This is a genomic window from Candidatus Endoriftia persephonae, assembly GCF_023733635.1.
GTDB classification, from domain to species: domain Bacteria; phylum Pseudomonadota; class Gammaproteobacteria; order Chromatiales; family Chromatiaceae; genus Endoriftia; species Endoriftia persephonae.
The window spans coordinates 1,406,161-1,421,910 of sequence record NZ_CP090569.1 but is presented as its reverse complement, the minus strand read 5'-3'; the positions used below and the strand labels follow the sequence as shown (position 1 = coordinate 1,421,910).

Sequence of the window (15,750 nt, the reverse complement as noted above, 5' to 3'; positions counted from 1 at the left end):
AACAGGATAGCGATTTTATCACTATGCCTTGGAGACACGCCGCTACCACTCACTATGGATCGCCCCCCGCTCCGGCTGGTCGATGCGTTCATAGGTGTGAGCACCAAAGGCATCGCGCTGGGCCTGGATCAGGTTCTGCGGTAGCCGTGCAGTGCGGTAGCTGTCGAAGTAGCCCAACGAGGCGCTCAGCACCGGCACCGGGATGCCGTTACCAGCGGCCTGACCGACCACCCGCCGCCAAGCCCCCTGCAACCCCTGCAGCTGCAGGCTGAGATCCCCCGTCAGCATCAGGTTGGCGGGCTGCTGATCGGAGTAGGCATCACGGATCGCATCGAGCAGCCGTGCGCGGATGATGCAGCCGCCCTTCCAGATACGCGCCACCTCGGCCAGATCGACCCCCCAGCCGTAGCGCTCTGAGGCACTGCTGATAAGCGCCAGCCCTTGGGCATAGGCGGCGATGCGTGAAGCGTAGATGGCGCCGTGCAGATCTGCTACAAAGGCCTCGCGGTCGGTGATGGATGACGTCTCGGGGCCTTGCAACCGATGTGCCGCATGCTCCCGTTGCGCCTTGGCCGCCGATAGCACCCTGGCATCCACCGCTGCGGCAATGCTGGGCACCGCTACCCCCTGCTCCAGCGCCGCCTGCACGGTCCAGCGGCCGGTGCCCTTCTGTCCCGCCTTGTCGAGGATCTGTTCCACCAGCGGCCCACCGCTCTCCTCATCCTGCACCCGCAGCACCCGGGCAGTGAGTTCTACCAGAAACGACTCCATCGGCCCCTGGTTCCACTGCTCGAACACCTCGGCCATGGCATCGGTGGAGAGCCCCAAACCGCGCTTCATCAGGTCATAGGCCTCCGCCAGCAGCTGCATGTCGGCATACTCGATGCCGTTATGCACCATCTTCACGAAGTGGCCAGCGCCGTCACCCCCCACATGGGTGACGCAGGCCCCCGCTTCGGTCTTGGCCGCGATTGCCTGCAGGATCTCCCCGAGGGCGGCATAGGCTTCAGCAGAGCCACCCGGCATCAGTGAAGGACCGCGACGCGCCCCCTCCTCGCCACCGGAGACCCCCATGCCGACAAAGTGGATACCCTTTTCGCGCAACGCAGCCTCACGCCGCCGGGTATCCTCAAACCAGGAGTTACCACCGTCGATCAGGATATCCCCCGGTTCCAGGTACGGCAGCAGCCGCTCGATCATCTGATCCACCGGCTCACCCGCCTTGATCATCAGCAAAATGCGGCGCGGACGTTCCAGCATCGCGGCAAAACCGGCCAGATCAGCCTCCCCACCAAATACCTTGCCCGGCTGCTGCGCCAAAAATGCGTCGATCGTCTCTGGGTGGCGACCCCAGACCGCCACGCCATAACCCGAATCCTCGATATTGAGTGCCAGGCTGCTGCCCATCACCCCTAACCCAACCAGCCCTATCTGATACGCCATTACCTGTCACTCCCGTTGGGCAGAGCTGCCCCTTGTACATTCACTCTTCTGCAGGGAGCGCCTGTGCCGCTCCCCGGTCCATCAACCAGTCACCAGTATCAGCCAGAGCCGACGGCACATCGCCCTCCTGCAACGCGCGACGCACGGCCTCGGCCTTGCTCTCCCCCTTTGCCAACATCAGCAGATGGCGGGCCGCGCGGATCACCGCCGGGGTCACGCTCAAACGCCGTGGTGGCGGTTTACTGCCAACCACTGTCACTACCCGCCGCTGCCACTCCTGCAGCGCCGGTGAGCCGGGGAACAGCGAGGCGGTGTGGCCATCCTCCCCGATCCCCAGCAGCAAGATGTCGAGCTGGGCCGGCAGCACGCCTTCGTAGTCACGGGCAGCTTGCTCCGGTTCATCCTCACCGCGCATGCGATAGAGGATCAGCTCATCCGGCTTGCCATGAGGAAACAGCGCCGCCTTCACTGCCCGGTAGTTGCTCGCCTGATGCTCCGGCGGCACGCAGCGCTCATCGCCAAAAAAGAGGGTCAGACGCATCCAGGGCAGCCGGTCCCGTTCGGCCAGCAGCCGGTAGACCGAGAGCGGCGTGCCACCGCCAGCAAGCATCAGGTGACAGCGCTCTGCCTGTTGCAAGCTCTGCTCGACCCGCGCCTCAATCCACTCCGCGGCGACCCGATCATAGTCGGCGGCATCGACGATAATCCGCCGTCCCCCCATCAGCCTATCTCCCGCCAACGCCTGTCGTAGCGGCGCATTAGTCGCTCCGCCTCTATCGGGCCATCACTGCCCTCGGCGTAGAAGAGTGGCCCGATGCGCTGCGCATCCTCCCAAGCCTTGAGAATTGGTGAGACGAAGCGCCAGGCATGCTCCACCTCGTCGCGCCGGGCAAATAGGGTCGCATCGCCGCGGATCGCATCCAACAGCAGCCGCTCGTAGGCCTCTTTGATCGGCCGCTTAAAGGTCTCTGAGTAACTGAAATCCATCACCACCGGACGCACATCCAGACTCTCCCCCGGTCGCTTGCTGACGATCTTCAGATCGATCCCCTCATCGGGCTGGATGCGGATGGTAAGCACGTTCGACTCGAGCTGCTGACACACTTCATCCCGGCCGAACAGGCAGAGCGGCACCGGGCGGAACACCACCGAGACCTCGGTCATGCGCGCCCGCAGCTGCTTACCAACACGCAGAAAGAACGGCACCCCCTGCCAGCGCCAATTGTCGATGAAGCACTTCATCGCGGTATAGGTCGGGGTGCGCGAGTCAGCGGCGACGTTCGCCTCGTCCCGGTAGCCACGGTACTGACCGAAGATCACATCCTCGAACACTTGGCTGCCGGTGATCTGGCGCAGCGAGCGCAGCACCTCCACCCGCTTGTCGCGGATATCGTCCGCGGCGAAGGAGAGCGGCGCCTCCATGGTGCAGAGCGAGAGCACCTGCAGCAGGTGGCTCTGCACCATGTCACGGATCACCCCGGTCTGGTCGTAGAAGCGGCCTCGCCCCTCGACCCCAATCGCCTCGGCAGCAGTGATCTGGATGTGGTCGACATATTTGCGATTCCAGAGTGGCTCAAAGATGGTGTTACCGAAACGCGCCACCAGGATATTCTGCACCGTCTCCTTGCCCAGGTAGTGGTCGATGCGGTAGACCTGATCCTCCCCCAGCACCTCGCCGACAATCCGATTCAGCTCCTGCGCCGAATCCAAATCCCGGCCATAGGGTTTCTCCATAATCACCCGGCTCCAGGGGCTGCTGCTGCCGCTGGTGTTGATCAGCCCCGCCTCCTGCAAGCGATGCAGGATAATCGGCGCGGCAGATGGGGGCGTGGCTAGATAGAAGAGCCGGTTGGCGCTGCCACCAGCGGCCTCCAGCTGTTCAAGCCGGTCACGCAGCTCACGATAGCCTTCAGGGTCTTCAAAATTGGCGCTGAGGTAGTGAATGCGCTCAGCAAAGGCTACCCACTCCGGCTCCTGCAGCGGCTCCCGGGTATGTTCAGCCAACGCCTGTTTCAGCAGCTCGCGATAGCCATCAGCATCCTGCTCCCGGCGGCTCAGACCGATCACCGCAAACCGCTCATCCAGCGCTCCCTCACGCAGCAGATTATAGAGCGCTGGCATCAGCTTGCGCCGAGTTAGATCCCCGGCACCGCCGAAGATCACCAGAGTGCAGCTATCCTGTTGGGTAGGCGTGAGCAGCGCCGCCCCAGCATCGGAGATCTGCGCGAATCGAAGTGTCTGGTCTGACATGCATGTTCCTTGTTCGGTTACGGCGACGAAGCAACTATAGAACAATAGAGGAATGAAAACGTTTACTCTTCACAAAGGGATAGACCATTTTCCTAATGCACCAAAAGATCTTGCTTTCGGTTAGAGGCGCAAGCCGCATCTTCAGCATGGGGGACGTGCAGGTGCCCGCCTTGCGCGACGCCTCCTTGGAGATCTACGATGGCGAGTTTCTGGTAATCGTTGGCCCCAGCGGCTCAGGCAAAAGTACCCTGCTGAATCTGATCGGCGGCATGGATCGCCCGACCGGGGGTGAGGTGCTGTTTCAGGAACTCGACCTGGCCCAGGCCTCGGAGCAGGCGCTGACCGAATATCGCCGTCACCAGGTCGGTTTCGTTTTCCAATTCTACAATCTGGCGCCAATGCTGACTGCTCTGGAGAACGTGCAGGTGGCCAGCGAGATCGCACAAGATCCGCTTGACCCGGCGCAGGCCCTGGCGCTGGTCGGACTGAGTGACTATCAGGAACACTTCCCATCACAGCTGAGTGGCGGCCAGCAGCAGCGGGTGGCGATCGCCCGCGCCCTGGCAGGTAATCCGCGGTTGCTGCTCTGTGATGAACCCACCGGCGCCCTCGATCTGGCCACCAGCCGCCAAGTACTGGGGCTACTGCTGCGGCTCAAGCAGGAGCTGGGCAAGACCCTGGTGCTGATCACCCACAACAGCGCCATCGCCGGCATCGCCGACCGGGTCGCCACCATCCGCGACGGCGCCATCCACTCACTGCATGAGAACCCCCATCCGGTGCCAGTGCAGGAGGTCTCCTGGTGAACCCGGTATTACAGCGCAAACTGCGGCGTGATCTCTGGCAGCGCAAGTGGCAGCTGTTGACACTATTTTCCATCATCGCCATCGGTGTTGGTGCCTACATCGGCATGGCCGGCACCTGGCGTGACATGGACGGCGCCCGCCATGCTTACTACCGCGACTATCACCTAAGCGACTTCCTCATCGATTTGAAGCGTGCACCGGAGTGGGCGGTAACGGATGCGGCCCACCTGCCCGGCATGATCAGGCTGGAGGGTCGGATCTCCCTACCGGTACTGCTCGATCTGCCCGGCACCAACCAACCGATCACCGGCCAAGCCATCTCCCTCCCCGACCAAAGAGAACCTGCCTTCAACCAGCTGCTGTTGCGCAGCGGCAGCCGCCTCTCCGACCCGGACCGGGCCGAGGTGATCCTCAACCACGCCTTCGCCGCGGCTCACGGACTCAAGCCGGGGGACCGCATCCGCGCTCTGCTGCTGGAGAGCCAGCAGGATCTGCTGGTGGTGGGTACGGCCCAGTCGCCGGAGTTTGTCTATCTGATCTCGCCCTCCGGTGGCCTCGCACCGGACCCGAAAAACTTTGGTGTGATCTATCTGGGCGAATCTTTCCTGCGCCAGCGCAGCGACCTGCAGGGCGCTTACAACCAGGTGCTCGGCCGGCTCGCCGACCCACGCCCGGCGGCGGTGAAAAACAGTCTGCAGGCACTCGCCGAACGACTCGACCCGTTTGGCGTCAGCCTCACCACCCCGCTCAGCGAACAGGCCTCATTCCGCTTTCTGCAGGACGAGCTGACGGGGCTGGAGGTGCAGTCCCGCATCATGCCGATGATCTTTCTCAGCGTGGCAGCACTGGTATTACACGTATTGATCGGCCGGCTGGTCAACCAACAACGCACCCTGATCGGCACCCTGCGCGCCCTTGGCTACGCACGCAGTACACTGATCCGTCACTATCTCGCCTATGGGCTGGCAGTGGGGACGATCGGCGGACTACTGGGGATCATGTTGGGGATCTGGCTACAGTCCGCGATGGTGGCGATCTACCGGGGGTTTTACGAACTACCGGGCCTGGTCGCACACCATTACTGGGATCTCAGCCTGATCGGTCTGGCCATCAGCCTGCTGTTTGCCGCCCTCGGCAGCCTGAGTGGCGTGAGGCGGGCGACCCAGCTGCAACCGGCGGAAGCGATGCGCCCGCCCGCACCACAGAGAGGTGGGCATATCCTGCTGGAATCGGTGCACCCACTGTGGCGGCGCCTGAACTTCCGCTGGCGCTCAATCCTGCGATCAGTGTTCCGCAACCCCTTTCGCTCCTTTGTCAGCCTGCTCGCCAGCCTCATCGCCACCGCGCTGATCTTCGCCACCTTCAGCATGATCGATGCTCTCGATCATCTGATGGGTTATGAGTTTGAACAACTCTCCCATCAGGATCTAACGATCAGCCTGCGCGACCCGGTGGCGCTGGCGGCAACCCGGGAGATCGTGTCGCTACCGGGCATCAGCCTGATCGAGCCGGAACTGCTGGTGAGCTGCGACCTGGTAAACGGGCCGCGGCAAAAGCGCATTGCCATCACCGGCCTGAGCCCTGATGCCCGCCTGCACACCCCCCTGGACTCGCAGGGCCGGCGGGTGGCAATTCCGCCCCGAGGGCTGATCCTGGGGCGCAAGCTAGCGGAGATCTTGCGGCTGGCACCCGGCGACCGGGTTGAACTGCGCCCACTGATCGGCCGACGGATTCCGGCTGAAGCGACAGTGGCCGCCGTGGTAGAGAGCTATCTAGGGCTGGCGGCCTATGCCGATATTACCTACCTGAGCCGTCTGCTGGGGGAGCAACCCCTGGCAAACCAATTGCTGGCCAAAAGCGCAGGCGCTGGCATCGGAGAGAGGCTGCAGCATCAGCTGCAACAGCGTCCCGCCTATCTGGGGGCGAGCGAGCGCCGTCAGGTGCTGGCACAACTCGACGCCACCTTTGGTGAGACCATGGGCAGCATGATCTTCGTGATGGTGCTGTTCGCCGGGATGATCGCCTTCGGCAGCGTGCTCAACACGGCGATGGTGTCACTCAACGAACGCCAACAGGAGATCGGCACTCTGCGGGTCATCGGCTACTCCTCGCTGCAGGTGAGCGGGCTGTTTTTTGGCGAGAGCCTGCTCCTGAACACACTTGGCATGGCGCTGGGGCTGTATGGCGGCGTATTGCTGAGCCACGGCCTGTCGCTACTCTACAGCACCGAACTCTACCGTTTTCCCGCCATCATCCTACCCGGCACACTGCTGATCAGTGCGCTGTTGATGCTGCTGTTTCTGCTGCTTGCGCAGGGGCTGGTCTATCTCATCATCCGTCGGCTCAACTGGCTCGAGAGCCTCAAGGTCAAGGAATAACCGTGTTAGCCAAAAGACTCATCACCGCCCTGCCTGTTCTGCTGTTGCCGCTGGCTGGCTGCGAACAGAGCCCACAGCTGCAGAGCACCACACCGGTCAGAGGGGAAATCCGCGCCTCCTTCACCGAACCCGCCCAAACCCGGCTGGCGCGAGACTATCCGATTAGCATGCCGCTGGATGGGCGCATCGGCCCGATCAGGCTGCAGCCCGGCGACCGGGTGAAAAAAGGAGAACAGTTGGTGGCAATTGACCGGCTACCGTTTGAACAAGCGGTAGTCGAGGCCAGGGCCGCAGTGGCCGAGCTGCAACAACAGCTGCTGATCAACGCCTTCAACCGCATCGAAGCAACCCTCAGCGTGGAGCTGCAGGCGACCATCGACGCGGCACGGGAGGCGCTCAGGGCAGCCGATGCCCAAGTGGAGAGCCAACAGGTACGGGCCGCCTGGGCCGACAAGGTCGAGCAGCGCAACCGCGAACTCGACGCGGAGGGCAGTGTCTCGCAACAGCAACTGGATGATACGGTGCTGACAGCGCAGACCGCGCAGATCGAGCTGAAACAGGAGGAGTTCATCCGCGCCGCCCTCAACACCCTCTTCACCGCAATCCAGCTGGGGCCCAAATATGTGGAGCAGTGGCTGCAGCGCAAACAGCTGTCGCGGGAGGTGATCGTGGAGCAACTCAACCAGGCTCGCGCACGCCTGGCCCGGGCGGAGCATCAATTGACGCTGGCGCAGCTGCGCGCACCGGTGGATGGGGTGGTGCTACACCGCCATGAATCGGGGCCAAGCAGCTTCCCGGCCGGACATCCGCTGCTGGAGATCGGCAACTTCAGCGATCTGGAGGTGGTTGCCGAGCTGCTCACCGAGGATGCAATGCAGCTTGAGCCTGGGGCCCTGGTTGAGTTCTCCAGCGGGATAGCAAAGCGTCCCATCAGCGGCCGGATCAAGCGCATCGAACCGGCCGCCTTCACCAAGCGTTCATCCCTCGGGGTGGAGCAGCAACGGGTCAGGGTGATCGCCAGCCTGGATCAGGTTCCAGCCACCCTGGGGGTGGGCTTCAGGCTGCAGGGACGTTTTTTCACCGGTATCAGCCATAACACCCTGATTCTGCCCCGCTTCAGTGTATTGCAGGCCACCGATGGCTCCCACTATGTGCTGCGTAACGACCACGGCCGGCTGCACAGACAGCCGGTCATCATCGGCTTACACAACGACCGCCAGCTGGAGATCCTTGAAGGCCTGAGCGACGGAGAAAGCATCGTCGCACTCCCCGATGCCGATATGGAAGTTGAAACGGAGTAGCCATGGCCCTACAGCAAACCCTCTACATCAGAATCTATCGCAACCGCATCACCATCCAGGATGTCGAAAGTCAAGCAATCAGCAGCGTCGATACGGTCAGCCCCTTCACCACCGACAGACTGCTGGTCGGCCAGTTCTCCACCGCGGTTGAGACCCTGCAGAAGGCGATCCGACAGATCCACACCGGCTGGCGCGCCCTGCTGATCCGCCCGATCATCCTGATCCAGCCACTAGAGATGATCGAAGGCAGCCTCTCCGAGGTGGAAGAGCGCATCTTCAAAGAACTGGCCGCCAGCGCCAAGGCCAACCGGATCGTGGTGTGGACAGGGCCTGAGCTTTCGCCTCAGCAAGTGATGGAACAGACTAAGAACGCCCGTTAGGACTCGCCTACCCCCGCATCCGCTTCAACAACTCATAGTGCGATGGCAGGGCGCGTTTGATCTGCCCCTTCATAGTCGCTACCTGGTTGGCGTATTTGATCCAGTCGCTCTTGGCCAGGAACCGCTCCGCCGGGAACTGGAACCCCTCGAAATCGTAGGGGGATGGCATGAACGATTTCCACAGCCCCTGGTTCTCCTGCAGCAGAGCAAACGCCTCCACCCCGCCCGCCGCCAGGCACCAGGACATCCAGACGCTCACCGCAGTGAGTGGGTGAAACCGAATCGTTTTGAGTGAGATCAATCGTTAAATCGCGATCGGGATAGGGCTGCCGGACATGTCACAAATTTGCAATCCACAGCCACGATCAGCCCCCGGCTCTGCTATCATCTCCGCCATTTATCTGATCGTTGCACCAAGAAAGGCGTGAATTAAGTTGCAGAAAAACATCAATATTGGCGTGTTTGTAGACGCCGAAAACGTGCGTTACAACGGCGGCTATCAGCTCCGCTACGACATCCTGCGCCGCTTTGCCGCGCGCTCCGGCGGCAACCTGCTGCGCCTCAACACCTACATCACCTTCGACCAGGAACGGGCCAGCGAAGACTACGAGTATCAGAAACGCGCCTACGCCTACCAGCAGATGGTACGCGACTACGGCTGGAAAATTCTGGTCAAGAATATACGCCGCTATACCGACGAAGATGGCAATGTCACCACCAAAGCGAATGCCGACCTCGATATGGCAGTGGACGCTATGATCCAGTCGGAGAAGCTCGATCTGGTGCTGATGTTGACCGGCGACGGCGACTTCCTGCAGGTTGTCACCGCGTTGCAGGATCGCGGCTGCCGGGTTGAGCTGGTCGGTTTTCGCAACGTCTCCCGCGAGCTGCAGCGCCAGGTCGACACCTACTACTCCGGCTTCCTCATCCCCGACCTGCTGCCGGTCTCCTATGAACCGCGCAACGAGTGGGGTCAGCCAGGCTCCTGCGTGCGCGGTGTCTGCCAGAAGTGGTTCCCCGACAAAGGCTACGGCTTCCTGCGCTTCATGTCGCGTATCGACGACAATCTCTGGATCACCGACACTCGCGAGCCCGATTCCCCTTACACCAGCGTTTTCTGCCACGTCAATGAGCTGGCCGACGGAGTCTCTGACGAGCTGCTGAAAAACCGGGATACGGTGCTTGAGTTCTACATCGAACAGAGTGACAAGGATGAAGGCCTGGTCGCCAACAACGTGCGCTTGGTGCCCTCCTACGGCAAGCACGGTTTACTCGAATGAGTCCGACCCGACTATGGCGCCTCTGAGAGCGGCGCCACCCCACGTCGCAGGGTGTTCTCAGTGACGCATCGCGGCTCCATAAACTGCAGCAGGTAATCACGGCCACCGGCCTTGCTGCCGATGCCGCTCATGGCGAAACCGCCAAACGGCTGGCGATTCACCAAGGCGCCAGTGATGCCGCGATTGAGGTAGAGGTTGCCGACCCGGAACTCCCGCGCGGCCCGTTCAAGATTGGCCGGGCTGCGCGAATAGATACCGCCGGTCAGTGCATAGCGGGTGGAATTGGCCAACGCCAGGGCCTGATCCAGATCCTGCGCCGGCAGCAGTGCCAGCACCGGACCGAAGATCTCCTCCTGGGCCAGCGGGCTGTTCGGATCGACCTCACCGAACAGCGTCGGCCCCACATAGTGACCGGACTCGAAGCCACGGCTCTCCATCCGATAGAGCAACCGCCCCGCCTGTCGCCCCTGTTCGATCGCCTGCTGGATGCGTGACTCTGCCGCGGCATTGATCACCGGGCCGATATCACACGCCGAATCGGTCGGGTCAGCCATGATCAGGCTCTCCGCCGCCTCGCACAAGCGCCGGCTGAAATGCGCATATTGATCCCCCACCAGGATCACCCGCGAGCAAGCGCTGCACTTCTGCCCCTGGAAACCGAACGCCGACTTCAGTATCCCATCGATCGCCTCATCCGGATCGGCGCTCTGATCGACAATGATGGCGTTCTTGCCACCCAGTTCCGCGACCACCCGCTTGATGTGGCGCTGCCCCGGCCTCGGCTCGGCCGCCAGTCGGAGAATCCCCTGCCCCACCGCCAAGGAGCCGGTAAAGGCGATCAAGTGCACTGCGGGATGACGCACCAGATAGTCACCCACCACCTCACCTGGGCCAGGCAGGAAGTTCATCACACCCGCGGGAAAACCCGCCTGCTGCATCAGATCCACCAGCCTGGCAGCGATCACCGGGGTGTCAGAGGCGGGCTTGAGGATGGCGCAGTTGCCGGTCACCAAAGTGGCGCTGAGCATACCGGTGACGATCGCCAGCGGGAAATTCCAGGGCGGGATCACCACTCCAACACCCCGTGGCTGATAGAAGTAGCGATTGTGCTCCCCTGGCAGCTTCACACTGGCGCCTGCCGCCAGCCGCTCCGCCTCGTCGGCATAAAAACGCAGGAAGTCGATCGCCTCGCAGACATCGGCATCGGCCTCGCGCCAGCCTTTGCCCGCTTCTAGGATCTGCCAAGCGGCAAACTCATCACGTCGCTGCGCCAGCAGATCTGCGCTTTTGCGCAGCAATTCAGCACGGCTCTCTGCCGGACGCTCACGCCAAGAGGGAAAGGCAGCCTCGGCAGCCCGGATGGCGCGATCGGCATCTTCCTGGCTGGCACAGGCCGTGGTGCCCACCAGCTGAGCACGATCAGCCGGGTTGAACGACGCGATACACGCTGCGGTGTCCCGCCACTCACCATCGATCAGCAGCGGATAGTGATGGCCAAGCTGTCCCCTGACTTGATCGATGGCGTGTTGAAACGCCTGACACTCATCCGGCTTCAGCCAGCTACGCAGCGGGGTGTTCTGAAAACCCGCTTCAGGCCGCTCAGCTGGCAACCGGGTCTCCACCTTGGGTGGGGCAAAACAGCTGGCCGCATCCTCGTTCGTAACCTGCCAGCGCGTCATCGACTGACTGCTGGCGTTTTCCAGTAGCCGCCGCACCAGATAGGCCATACCGGGGATCGGCTCACCGAAGGGCAGATAGGTGCGCAGCCGGTAGCCCAGCTTCACCAACGCCTGCTGGTAGGACGTCGACATACCGTAGAGCATCTGAAACTCGAACTGCTCAGTCGCCAGCCCGAGCCGCTCCACCTCGGCCATGCCCAGCGCCAGACTACGCAGATTGTGGCTGGCGATGGCAGGATAGACCCCAGGCGCAGCCGCCAGCAGCCGCTGCAGGCAGGCCTCATAGTGGCGGTCGGTCTCAGCCTGCTGTTGCCAGACCGGGATCGGCCAACCATTCTGCTGCGCCTTCACCACCTCCTGATCCCAGTAGGCGCCGCGCACCAGTCGGATGGCAAACGGCGTCTGGCGCCGCCCTGCCAGTTCGATCAGCTGTTCCAGATCCTCCCCCCCCTGCCGCAGGTAGGCCTGCAGAGCGATGCCCAGGCCGTCCCAGTCCCGAAACTCAGGATCAAACAGCAGCCACTCAAAAAGTGCCAGGATCACCGGCCGGCGCTCCGAATCCTCCATATCGAGGGTCACCGCCACCCCCTGCCGACGCGCCTTGAGCAGCAGCGGCCTGAGCCGTTTAACCATCACCTCAGTGTTGGCCGTGACCCGTTCTGGCAGCAGCCGCGGCAGCAGTGACGAGGGCTTCAACGACAGCTGCAGCGACTGATCCGGCTGGACACTCAGCACATCCAACAGCTGCAGATAACCGTTGAGGTAGTCATCTGCCTCGCGATGACTGAGGGTGAGTTCGCCCAGCAGATCGAGGGAGACCAGACGCCCCTGGCGCTGCAGACCACTCAGGGTTTCGCGGATGGTGGTTGGCTCCCGGCCTGCCATGAACTGCCGCGAAAGCAGACCGATCGCCTTACGGATCGCCGCCGCCAACTGATGCGGCCCGAGCAGGCGACCGGAGCGGATCGCCAGCCGGCCCAACCTGGGCAGGGGAAACTCCTGAGCATCGCTGAAATACTCATCAAACAGCCGCACCACCTCGGCGTCCTCCTGCAGTGCAGGCAGCAGATCAACGAAACGCAGGGCACGAATGCGAAAATCGGGGTTTTGATGCAGCCGGCTCAGCAGCGACTGCAGCCAGTGAGAGACGGGATTATGCGGCTCAAACGCCTCGGCGGCCTGCAGCAGCGCATCACCATGCTGGCGGATGCGGGCTTCCTGGTCGCTCTGCGGGTTCGGCGGGGTGGTATGCATTACTTGACCTCAGCGGAGGGGCCTCACTCAAGTATAGAAAGCGATGCGGGTCACGCTTCGATGCCCCCTCGGGCGAATTTAAAAGACCTCGGTGCGATAGCGGCGGGGATGCTCTGAAACACGCAGGATGGAACCACTGCGCAGCCGCAGACTGTCGGTGCTGCGGTCCGCGAAGAAGAGCTTGAGGGTCTCCTTTACCACCGGGAAGGCGAGCTCGTCCCAGGGGATCTCTGACTCGTCAAACAGTGCCACCTCCAGACTCTCGCTGCCGGGGCCAAAATCGAGTGACTGCAGACGGCTGAGAAACAGCAGGTAAACTTGATCGATATGCGGCAGGTTGAACAGGGTATAGAGCTCCCCCATCTCGACTCGCGCCTGGGCCTCCTCCCAGGTCTCCCGAGCCGCACCTTGCTGGGCAGTCTCACCGTTCTCCATGAATCCGGCGGGCAGGGTCCAGAGACCATAGCGGGGTTCGATGGCACGACGGCAGAGCAGCACCTGCTCCTCCCATAACGGGATGCAACCCACCACCATCTTGGGATTCTGGTAGTGGATAGTGCGGCATTCAGGACAGACATGGCGCTGCCGGTTATCCCCCTCAGGGATCAGTCGCTCAACCTCGGTACCGCATTGACTACAAAACTTCATCCGTTTCCCCATCTTCAACAAGGGCCCACCTGCGGGCAGAGAGAGTGAATCAAGCCCTCTTTATAGCAGGCGCGACAACTCTCCACATCCTCTCTGTTTTTGTCTATTATCGCGCCACCCGTTTATCCCCGGAGTTCGAGATGGAGATTCTCCTGATCCGACACGCCATCGCCGAAGAGCGCACCCTGTTTGCCCATACAGGCCAGCCAGATGCGCAGCGGCCACTTACCGAAAAGGGCCGCAGCCGCATGCGCAGCGCCATCAATGGGCTGAGGCGGGTGATGCCACAGATCGACACCCTCGCCAGCAGCCCGCTGCTGCGAGCTGTGGAGAGCGCCCAGCTGCTGGCTGAGGGGTATGGCCTGGAGACGCCGCTGCAGCTGCCACTATTGGCGCCAGGCGGTGACTTTGATGCCATCGCCGCCTGGCTAGCCGGTCACGATGAGGCCTCACGGGTCTGCCTAGTGGGTCATGAACCTGACCTCTCCGAGCTGATCGGCTGGCTCACCGCCGGTAGTGGCGAGAGCTTTATCCACCTAAAAAAGAGTGCCGTCTGCCTGCTCAGATGTGACCTGCTGCCTGAGCAGGGCACCTGTGAAATCGAGTGGCTGCTGGCGCCGAAACAGCTGCGCCAGCTGGGCTGATTCAGCGATTAGAAAATACCCTCATGCTGCGGTAGAGTGAAGCCACTTTTTCACCGCAACCAACTGTCTGATGCAGCAACAAAAAGCAGAAACAGCGGGACAGGAACAAACCGTCGCCGCCATCGACCTCGGCTCCAACAGCTTCCACATGATCGTCGCCCGGGTCCACGATGGCAGTCTGCAGATCATCGACAAGATGCGCGAGATGGTGCGTCTCGGCGAGGGTCTGACCGACGACAAACACCTCACCCCCGAAGTGGCCGCCCGCGCCATCGCCTGCCTGGAACGCTTTGGTCAGCGCCTTGGCAGCCTGCCATCAGAACACGTCATGGCGGTCGGCACCAACACCCTGCGACAAGTTAGCAGCGCCGATGCGTTTCTCACCGCCGCACAGCAAGCGCTCGGCCATCCGATCGAGATCATCGCCGGCCGTGAGGAGGCGCGACTGATCTATCTCGGTGTCTCCCACGGACTCGCCTCCAGCGGTGAGGCCAAGCAGCTGGTGATCGACATCGGCGGCGGCAGCACCGAGCTGATCGTCGGCGAGGGTTTCCGCACCGAGCGACGCGAGAGTCTGCACATGGGCTGTGTCTCCATCAGCCGCAGCCACTTTGCCGATGGTCTGATCAACTCAAAACGTATGAAGCAGGCTGAACTCGCCTGCGCGGTGGTGATCCGGCCGGTACGCAGCTTTTTCCGCGACGCTGGCTGGAGCCGCGCAGTCGGCAGCTCAGGCACCATCAAGGCGATCCGCAAGGTGGTCACCGAGGAGGGCTGGAGCCAGGAAGGGATCAGCGCCCGCTCCCTGGAGAAACTGCGCAAGCGCATGATCGAGGCGGGTTCCCTCGACAAGCTGCAGCTGAAGGGGCTATCGGAAGAGCGCAAGCCCGTCTTCGCCGGCGGCGTGGCGGTACTCTCCGCGCTGTTCAAACATATCGGCATCGAGCAGATGCAGGTCTCGAATGAGGCACTGCGCGAAGGTCTGATCTACGACATGATCGGCCGCAGCCGCCAGGAAGATGCCCGCGAGCGTACCGTCAGATCCCTCAGCAAGCGTTACAACGTGGATCAGGAACAGGCGCAGCGGGTGGAAAGCACTGCACTAGCGCTCTATCACCAAGTGATCCGCCCCTGGAAGATGCTCGATTCGCGCTACTCATCGATGCTCAGCTGGGCGGCCCAGCTGCATGAGGTGGGGCTCACCGTCTCCCACAGCCAGTTCCAAAAACACGGCTCCTACCTGCTGGAGAACTCCGATCTATCCGGCTTTACCCGCCAGGAGCAGCGGGTACTGGCGGCAATGGTGCGCGGCCATCGTCGCAAGTTCCCGACCTCGGTATTCGAGGCCCTGCCGCAGGAGGTGGTACTCTGCACCAAACAACTCTGTGTGCTGTTACGCCTGGCGGTGCTGATGCACCGCTCCCGCTCACCAGTCGCCAAACCGCAGGCACTGCTGGATGTGAACGGCTTATCTCTCACCCTGGAGTTCCCTGCAGGCTGGCTGGCCTCGCACCCATTGACCCGTCTGGAGCTGAAGCAGGAGGCCAGCTATCTGCAGGCGGCCGGCTTCAGCCTCACCTTCTCCTAACCGCGGCTCTACCCGCAAGCTAGATTATGACTCGTCCAGAAATGCCCCTGTTAAACGCAAAGGTCTCAGCGTGCTCAGCGTTTATTCCCAGATTTCTGG

At 62.3% G+C, this 15,750-nt stretch carries 13 protein-coding genes; 7 read left to right on the top strand and 6 right to left on the bottom strand.

Annotation, left to right across the window (positions count from 1 at the left end; translation table 11 throughout):
- Window positions 1-42: 42 nt before the first annotated feature.
- Genes gndA through zwf form a run of 3 tightly spaced genes read right to left on the bottom strand, consistent with a single transcriptional unit; the run spans window position 43 to window position 3,693 of the window.
- The gene (gndA, locus tag L0Y14_RS06500) at window positions 43-1,443 is read right to left on the bottom strand and encodes an NADP-dependent phosphogluconate dehydrogenase (RefSeq protein ID WP_006474078.1); all 1,401 of its coding nucleotides are present in this window, start codon (window positions 1,441-1,443) and stop codon (window positions 43-45) included.
- A gap of 40 nt (window positions 1,444-1,483) precedes the next feature.
- On the bottom strand, window positions 1,484-2,164 hold the full coding sequence (pgl, locus tag L0Y14_RS06495) for a 6-phosphogluconolactonase (protein WP_006474075.1): 681 nt from the start codon (window positions 2,162-2,164) through the stop codon (window positions 1,484-1,486).
- Window positions 2,164-3,693 (bottom strand): glucose-6-phosphate dehydrogenase, encoded by a 1,530-nt coding sequence (gene zwf / locus L0Y14_RS06490; protein WP_006474074.1) that lies wholly within the window; start codon window positions 3,691-3,693, stop codon window positions 2,164-2,166. The genes pgl and zwf overlap by 1 nt, the downstream gene beginning before the upstream one ends.
- Window positions 3,694-3,788: 95 nt before the next feature.
- Here zwf and L0Y14_RS06485 point away from each other — a divergent pair, with 95 nt between their 5' ends.
- From L0Y14_RS06485 to L0Y14_RS06470, 4 genes are read left to right on the top strand one after another with little or no spacing between them, the layout of a single operon-like run.
- On the top strand, window positions 3,789-4,499 hold the full coding sequence (locus tag L0Y14_RS06485) for an ABC transporter ATP-binding protein (protein WP_005960705.1): 711 nt from the start codon (window positions 3,789-3,791) through the stop codon (window positions 4,497-4,499).
- Window positions 4,496-6,877, top strand: coding sequence for an ABC transporter permease (locus L0Y14_RS06480; RefSeq protein WP_251859285.1), 2,382 nt, complete (start codon window positions 4,496-4,498; stop codon window positions 6,875-6,877). Before L0Y14_RS06485 ends, L0Y14_RS06480 begins: the two co-directional genes overlap by 4 nt.
- A 2-nt stretch (window positions 6,878-6,879) precedes the next feature.
- The gene (locus L0Y14_RS06475; RefSeq protein WP_005960703.1) at window positions 6,880-8,178 is read left to right on the top strand and encodes an efflux RND transporter periplasmic adaptor subunit; all 1,299 of its coding nucleotides are present in this window, start codon (window positions 6,880-6,882) and stop codon (window positions 8,176-8,178) included.
- 2 nt (window positions 8,179-8,180) lie between these two features.
- The gene (locus L0Y14_RS06470; RefSeq protein ID WP_006474070.1) at window positions 8,181-8,558 is read left to right on the top strand and encodes a 1-pyrroline-5-carboxylate dehydrogenase; all 378 of its coding nucleotides are present in this window, start codon (window positions 8,181-8,183) and stop codon (window positions 8,556-8,558) included.
- Window positions 8,559-8,565: 7 nt separating this feature from the next.
- Here the strand turns inward: L0Y14_RS06470 and L0Y14_RS06465 are convergent, their stop codons facing one another.
- Complete coding sequence (locus L0Y14_RS06465) at window positions 8,566-8,805, bottom strand: hypothetical protein (protein ID WP_006474069.1); 240 nt, start codon at window positions 8,803-8,805, stop codon at window positions 8,566-8,568.
- A 187-nt stretch (window positions 8,806-8,992) separates the two neighbouring features.
- Here L0Y14_RS06465 and L0Y14_RS06460 point away from each other — a divergent pair, with 187 nt between their 5' ends.
- Window positions 8,993-9,838, top strand: coding sequence for an NYN domain-containing protein (locus L0Y14_RS06460; protein WP_005960700.1), 846 nt, complete (start codon window positions 8,993-8,995; stop codon window positions 9,836-9,838).
- An 11-nt stretch (window positions 9,839-9,849) separates the two neighbouring features.
- On the opposite strand, the gene pruA is transcribed toward L0Y14_RS06460, so the two are convergent.
- Together pruA and L0Y14_RS06450 are read right to left on the bottom strand one after the other, a co-directional pair.
- Complete coding sequence (gene pruA / locus L0Y14_RS06455; protein ID WP_251859284.1) at window positions 9,850-12,771, bottom strand: L-glutamate gamma-semialdehyde dehydrogenase; 2,922 nt, start codon at window positions 12,769-12,771, stop codon at window positions 9,850-9,852.
- Between the two features lie 78 nt (window positions 12,772-12,849).
- Window positions 12,850-13,419, bottom strand: a complete 570-nt coding sequence (locus L0Y14_RS06450; RefSeq protein ID WP_039959802.1) for an NUDIX hydrolase — start codon at window positions 13,417-13,419, stop codon at window positions 12,850-12,852.
- Window positions 13,420-13,559: 140 nt separating this feature from the next.
- Between L0Y14_RS06450 and L0Y14_RS06445 the strand changes: the two genes are divergently transcribed.
- Window positions 13,560-14,063, top strand: coding sequence for a SixA phosphatase family protein (locus L0Y14_RS06445; protein ID WP_006474065.1), 504 nt, complete (start codon window positions 13,560-13,562; stop codon window positions 14,061-14,063).
- A gap of 70 nt (window positions 14,064-14,133) precedes the next feature.
- Complete coding sequence (ppx, locus tag L0Y14_RS06440) at window positions 14,134-15,651, top strand: exopolyphosphatase (RefSeq protein WP_006474064.1); 1,518 nt, start codon at window positions 14,134-14,136, stop codon at window positions 15,649-15,651.
- Window positions 15,652-15,750 lie beyond the last annotated feature (99 nt).